Genomic DNA, 5,749 nt, shown 5'->3' on the forward strand with positions numbered 1-5,749 from the left:
TCTTGGCCGCAGGGGGGGCGGTAGCGGCGGATGCACGGGTCACCGGCAGCAGCGGAAATGCCGGGACAGCCGCCATGGCGGCGCCCAGGCGGGCCAGCACGCCACGGCGCGAGGACTGTCCGGCCAGCCTGCGCACCAGATTTTCCGTCAGGCGGTCCATCAGGGACCCGTTACGTTCGTTATCAGCCCTGTCAGACGGCAGCATGGGCAATTTCCTTTGTGACGTTACCGGCATTCTTGGCTCCGGCTTCAGAAGACTGGACGGCAGCTTCGATCTGCCGGCGCGTATTGACAATATCCTTGGCCAATATGGTCGCATGGTCATCGATTATGACCAGCGTGGGCAACCGGTTGACCTGCAGCACCAGTGACAGTTCTACGCCGGTAACCAGCGTAAGCCCCGCCATGTCGGGACGGGCGGCCATTTCCTTCAGTTCAGGTTCCGCCCCGTCACCCACCAGCACCAGATCCAGTCCCTGCTCACCCGCAATCGCGCGTGCCAGCGGCACGACGCGTTTGCAGACGGGACAGTCAGGTGCAACGAATATGACCATCATCCGCCGACCCGCATCCAGCGGGCCGCCAATGACAAACGGTTCACCCGCCAGCGTGCGCATGACCAGACGGGGGACGCTTTGGCCAACATCCAGTCCCTGATGCGCGGCCTGCGGGCCGATGGGCGCCAGGCGTTCGTGCAGGATGCCGATCTGGCGGGCCAGCGCGAACAGGCCCGCGGCCAGCCCGAGTGCCACAATCGCCAGGGCTACCTGCCAGATCACCAGAAGTGTCATCATGATGACAGTCCTTCCGTATTCGTGGGGGCCAGCACACGGGTCGCCCGCCACATCATGAACAGGCAGACCCCGCCCGCAATGCTTTCCACCCGCAGTACCGTAGCCTGCGGCAGGGCAATCCATACGGGCACCAGCGCGGGCAGCGCGCACAGCGCCGTGCGGGCGACCAGCTTCCATGACAGGTGCTCGCCATCGCTGCCGGGCATGCAGCCGCATGACAGGGCGGTGCGGCCACGGGCGACGTTTACGCCCATCGCCAGCGTGAACACGGCAATCAGCGCCAGTGACAGCAGGCCACCCATACGGGTTGCCATGCCGGACAGCAGGGCCGCCGCGGCCAGCGTTTCCGCCAGTGCAATACCCCATGCCGCCACGGTCACAAGTGATGGCGGCACAAGCCGGTAGGACGCGATGACCCCAAGGAAGCTGTCGTGATCCGCAAGTTTAGGCAGGCCCGCAAGCAGGAACATGCCCCCCACCAGTCCGCAACAGAGGCCGCATGCCCCTTGCAAAACCAGCATATCCATCTCTTATTCCCCCGGCGCGACCGTGAAGACCAGATCCGTGCCAAGATGTTTCATGGTGCGCTGCAGCTTGCCGCTACGGGCATCGAAGATATGAAGGTCGCCCGCTTCATCCGATGTGAACATCAGGGGATGCTCATCCTGCGTCACGCCCACGATCGGGCTGGCGGCGGGAAGGGGAATGCGGCGCACGCGCTTGTGCGTATTCGTATCGAATACCCAGACTTCCGTGCCGTCTTCCTTGTGGGTCCAGAACGTACCCCGGTGCATGAGGACATACAGTTCCCCACTGCTGGCATGCAGGGCGGAAAGCTGCCAGCCGCCAGGGCGCCATGCCACGTCGAAGGGCGCGCGCGCGTCGGATGCAACCGGCATGCCGGCACCCTGCTGCAGGGACCACGGCGTACCGATTTCGTCCGTCGCGCCCAGCTTGACGGGATAGACCATGCCGCTGTCGGTAATGAACCACATATGCCCGTCATGCGTGCCGGGGCTATGTTCCAGCACGCCATCACGGTCCGGCACGAAGAAGGGGGCAGAATGGGTCAGTGACGCCTTGCCATCCGCGATGGATACGTTGGCCAGCGTGCCATCCGCGCACAGCGATGAGAACCCGCTATTGCCCCATGGATAGGCAAGCGCGCAGCCGGGGACTTCAACCGTCTGTTCAACCGTATGGTTGTGCGTATCGATTACTTCCACGCCATTAGTCGGGCTCATGACATAGACATAGGCCCGGCTGCCATCGGCACTGATGGCCAGATCGTTTTTCTTGGGCGTGACCAGTGCGCGCGCTGGCAATTTTTCGTCCGACAGGACAGCCAGCGTATGCGGGTCATACTGGACCAGCAGGTCGTCGCGCTGCCCACGGTTACCATGTGCCCATGTCGTTTCGGCAACATAGAAATGCTGTCCATCGGGGGACTGCGCCACATTGGCGTTGTAGGCGGCCTGCACCATGCCCAGCCGCCGGCCGTGGTCGGCATCCACCACATAGACCCGCCCGTCCTTATTATGGTCGTAAACGGCATCTTCAACCAGGATCGTGTGGGGACCGGGAGAAGGAAGGGTAATGGTATCGCTCTGTTCCGTCTGCAGAACAGGTTCCGCCCCGACCGCCGTGGTCGGGGAAAGGGCGGTTGACGCAACCAGTCCACACAGGAAAAGGCCAAACAGGTTACGGCATGCGCCGCTGTAACTTACAGTCATGAAATCGTTATCCCATCCAGGAATCATTCAAGGATTATACCAGCATTATAGAACGATCAAGAAACGTTATGGCTTAGATGCACATATGTAACGGATATGTCACGTTTATTTTCAAAAGGCACAAAGGGCCGACCTGGCATCTGGATTATGCCGGATGAATGGCGGTAGGATCATTCCATCCCGTGCATGGACAGGCATGGGGCATTTCGTCTTTATTTTCCACACAGCAGTGGCAGGCCGACCAATGGAAATACTCGTGGTTTCATCTTCCATATGTACGCTGGTCCTGCTGATGGCGGCATGGACGCTGTGGCAGCTGCTGCGGCAGGTCCGGCAGATGTTCCGTGAAATCCCGCCTGTCGGCGCGCTGATCAGTGCTGCCGGTCCCCAGCCGGGCGACCGTTGCCCCGACCGGGCATTCCATACCCTGGCCACGGGCCGTGATGTCGTGCTGACACAGGGCGCGCCCGCTGGCCGGCTGGTCATGTTCGTTGCATCGACCTGTCCCATTTCGCGCAAGATGATTCCGATCGCCCGCATGTTCTGCCAGCGGGAGAAACTGGAACTGCTCTTTGCAGGCGATGATACGCCGCAGATGCAGCAGGCCTTCGTCAGCAGCCAGCATATCGACCCGGAAAAATTCATAAACGACCCGGATCTTGGCCGCATCCTTGAAGTGGACAAGCTGCCATCCGCCTTCCTGCTGGACGGGCAGGGGCATATCCTTTCCCGTGGTCTGGTCAATAACCGGGAGCACCTTGAAAGCCTGCTCAACGCACAGGAAACCGGTTTCCGCACGACCCAGGACTATCTGGCGGCACGCAAGGCACAGCCCGCGTAAATCCAGCGACCTGATTGCGATACGCTGCGGATGCGGGTGACATGCCGTTTCGCTGCATGATGATATGAATGCCACACTGTCGGGCGCCATGGTTTCATGGTGCCCGTTTTCATATGCATGCCATTCCCGGATCCGGCGTAGCGGACAGGGCAACTGTCCGCGCAGGAAGACCAGTGAAAAATGGGGTGTTTCCGGCCGATGCACCCCTGCGTCAGTCCCATGTTCATGACATCCCGAATATTGGTATGGAATGGCAAGACATAAAACCGGCACATTTCATGAATAAGTGAATGATTGTAAGGGGCCTGACCGGCAACCCTGCTGCCGCCCCGAAGTTGGGAAGGCGTACTGGAACGGTTCCGGACTTTCCCAGGGGGATGGCATGAGGGCATTTTTTTACAGCAGGCCCGATACGCTGGCGGCTGTCGTAAGCGCGCCGCCCCATAGCCGTTACCTTGCCGGAGGGACCAGCCTGATCGACCTGATGAAGGTGGATGTCGAACGGCCCGAACATGTCATCAACATCAAGGCGCTGTCGCTTGATGCCATCGAACCGTTGCCCGGCGGGGGGCTGCGGCTTGGTGCGCTGGCGACCAATGCCCGGACGGCCGCCCATCCGCTGGTCCGCAGGCACTATCCCATCCTGGCCTCCGCCCTTCTTGCCGGAGCCAGCGCGCGTATTCGCCACGTTGCCACCAACGGGGGCAATATCAACCAGCGTACGCGGTGCCATTATTTTTATGACACGAATGCCGCATGCAACAAGCGCGCGCCCGGGACGGGATGTGCGGCGCGGGGCACACCCAACAGGGTCCATGCCGTACTGGGCACAAGCGCTGACTGTATCGCGGCCTTCCCGTCCGATATGTGCGTGGTGCTGGCCATGCTGGATGCCACGATCAACCTGTACGGACCGCAGGGCGCGCGCCGGGTCCATGCGCGGCATTATCATCGCCTGCCGGGCAATACGCCATGGCTTGAAACCGTTCTGCGGCCAAGTGAACTGGTCCTGTCGATTGACCTGCCACCGGTTTCGTTCGGGCATCATTATACCTATCTCAAGATACGTGACCTGAATGTGCTGGCGCTGGCCGTCGTCTCGGTTGCGGTGGGGCTGGAAATGGATGGCGATGTCATCCGGCACGGTCGGGTGGCACTGGGTGGCCTAGCCAGCAGGCCATGGTATATTCCCGAAGTTGAAGACATGCTGTGCGGCAGGCGGCCTTCACGCATCCTGTTTCGTGATGTGGCGGACCGCCTGATGCAGGACGCCGAGGTGGACCGGGAAAATGCGGCCAAAAGAACCCTTGCGCCACGGGTGATCGAGCATGCCTTGTGGCAGGCCGCAACCGAAGCACCCCAACCAGATGGGAATCTGCCTGTCTGGTCGTGCTCTGACTGAGAAGCTGCTTGAAAATAACCGATTGATAAGAAATAAAAACTTTTGGTTACCGTCTTTTTTAAAAAAAAGCGGTGTTCTTCGAATTTTTCTGAAAAACGCTTCACCAGCAACGCTCGTATGATTGCAGGATATTTCCTGATCTGACTTTTCAGACAGCCCTGCATACCCGACGGACAGTCCCCCATCATCGCGTATGCAGGCATTGTCGCGTAACAGGACAACCCATTCGTCGCGCCAGGGAGCATGCAGGTCGGGATTGACCATCACTGTGGCAGCAGGCGGGAGAATGGCGGCCGGGATCTAGTATGCGGAGCCGATCCGTGGCCTGCTATAACAAACCGGCATAACATCATCATGCCGGATGGACAGGGGGATCATTATGTCCCTCCTGCCACGAGCAGAATGGCCTCCGGCATGGCGTGACCCAACGGATTATGGGGCTGCATTTGCATCCATGTCGTGATCCATCGGGTATCGGGAACCCGTTTCAGGTCAACGGACTTATGCATTCTGCCTGCCGATGTTTTACTATTTCACTGGGGCTGTTCCTGTTTGTTGTCATGAATTATATTTATGTAATGTGATATTCATTACCGACACTGCACCATAAATTTTGGTTTATCCTATTGCCATTATTAAAATATGTATTTTCCTCTGGCTGTACCTGTGGTCATGCAAGGTTTTCATGCCTGTTTCCCGGAATAAATAGGATATTGATACAGTATTGTGACAATCCGCCATTGTTTTGTCGTGACGTGATATCAGGTTAAGGGAAAAGGAGTAGGGTAATGAGGCATATGAAATCCCTGACGATGGCACTGACCGTCGTGGCGCTGGCCGCGACACCGGTTCTGCCGCTGTCCCATGCACATGCGCAGCATGGCCCCGGTGGTGGAGGCCCCGGCGGCCATGGTGGTGGCCACGGTGGTGGTGGACCAGGATTTGGTGGCCGGGGTGGTCCCGGCGGTCCGGGTGGTGG

The 5,749-nt window shown here is 59.5% G+C and carries 6 protein-coding genes and 1 pseudogene; 3 read left to right on the plus strand and 4 right to left on the minus strand.

Going from position 1 to position 5,749, the window contains the following annotated elements; genetic code table 11:
* From F1542_RS01455 to F1542_RS01470, 4 genes and pseudogenes are all read right to left on the minus strand, one after another.
* A pseudogene (locus F1542_RS01455) lies at nt 1–205 on the minus strand (methylamine dehydrogenase (amicyanin) light chain); the annotation flags it as partial.
* A complete protein-coding gene (locus tag F1542_RS01460; RefSeq protein ID WP_193731452.1) occupies nt 192–794 on the minus strand; it encodes an alkyl hydroperoxide reductase in 603 nt (200 codons plus the stop codon). The gene F1542_RS01460 and the pseudogene F1542_RS01455, both read right to left, overlap by 14 nt.
* Nucleotides 791–1,321 carry a MauE/DoxX family redox-associated membrane protein gene (locus tag F1542_RS01465; RefSeq protein WP_346011739.1) on the minus strand — a complete coding sequence of 177 codons (531 nt, stop codon included), beginning with the start codon at nt 1,319–1,321 and terminating at the stop codon, nt 791–793. Before F1542_RS01465 ends, F1542_RS01460 begins: the two co-directional genes overlap by 4 nt.
* Nucleotides 1,322–1,324: 3 nt before the next feature.
* Entirely contained in the window at nt 1,325–2,527 is a 1,203-nt protein-coding gene (locus tag F1542_RS01470) for an amine dehydrogenase large subunit (protein WP_408886215.1), read from the minus strand.
* Nucleotides 2,528–2,771: 244 nt separating this feature from the next.
* Between F1542_RS01470 and F1542_RS01475 the strand changes: the two genes are divergently transcribed.
* From F1542_RS01475 to F1542_RS01485, 3 genes are all read left to right on the plus strand, one after another.
* Nucleotides 2,772–3,368 (plus strand): methylamine utilization protein MauD, encoded by a 597-nt coding sequence (locus F1542_RS01475; protein ID WP_193731455.1) that lies wholly within the window; start codon nt 2,772–2,774, stop codon nt 3,366–3,368.
* Nucleotides 3,369–3,750: 382 nt separating this feature from the next.
* Nucleotides 3,751–4,770 (plus strand): xanthine dehydrogenase family protein subunit M, encoded by a 1,020-nt coding sequence (locus tag F1542_RS01480; protein ID WP_193731456.1) that lies wholly within the window; start codon nt 3,751–3,753, stop codon nt 4,768–4,770.
* Between the two features lie 788 nt (nt 4,771–5,558).
* Nucleotides 5,559–5,749: hypothetical protein (locus tag F1542_RS01485; protein WP_227672375.1), on the plus strand; the 191-nt coding region annotated here is incomplete at its 3' end.

Source organism: Komagataeibacter sp. FXV3 (assembly GCF_015155755.1).
Lineage (GTDB): Bacteria > Pseudomonadota > Alphaproteobacteria > Acetobacterales > Acetobacteraceae > Komagataeibacter.